The organism is Halalkalibaculum sp. DA384, assembly GCF_043951955.1.
Taxonomy (GTDB): domain Bacteria; phylum Bacteroidota; class Rhodothermia; order Balneolales; family Balneolaceae; genus JAMQKA01.
In genome coordinates, this window is sequence record NZ_JBINJE010000120.1 from 1 (window position 1) to 481 (window position 481).

Consider the following 481-nt stretch of genomic DNA (forward strand, 5'->3'; position numbering starts at 1 on the left):
ATGCGATCCAGGTGGGGCGTCTCGATAAATCGATCGTCATATGCACTCAAAGTCTGGTAGGAGTGATCATCGCTCATGATAAAGACAATATTGGGTTTCCCTGAGTAATCCTCCGATTGAGAGCGGTTGCAGGAGGTGTAAAAAACCACGAGCATTAGCAGTATAACAGAAGTACCCCAACTGCGGTAACAGGAGTTATTCATATGAAGTCCGGTTTTTTTCTGAGGATCATTACAGTGTAATGTAATTTTACGTTTTGCTACTCTTAAAAAGCTCACTTTCCCGGCACCTTATGGATCGTCAGGTAGATCGTGTCGGCGTACTGCCTGCCACCGACCGACTCCAGTGTCAGTTGAATACGCATTTGATCAACGGGCTGCAGATCTTGATCCGAGATTTGAATCAGAATCGTTTTGCCATCCTCAGACAACTCTGCGCCTTGTACGGGAACATCATCCTGGCCGGTTTGCTCTGGATTTTT

General features: G+C 46.2%; 1 protein-coding gene and 1 pseudogene. Both read right to left on the reverse strand.

The features are described from left to right. Nucleotides 1–203, reverse strand: a pseudogene (locus ACG2E4_RS18520) (hypothetical protein); the annotation flags it as partial. Nucleotides 204–274: 71 nt separating this feature from the next. Further along, on the reverse strand, nt 275–481 hold a 207-nt coding region (locus ACG2E4_RS18525), incomplete at its 5' end, for a hypothetical protein (protein ID WP_395277516.1).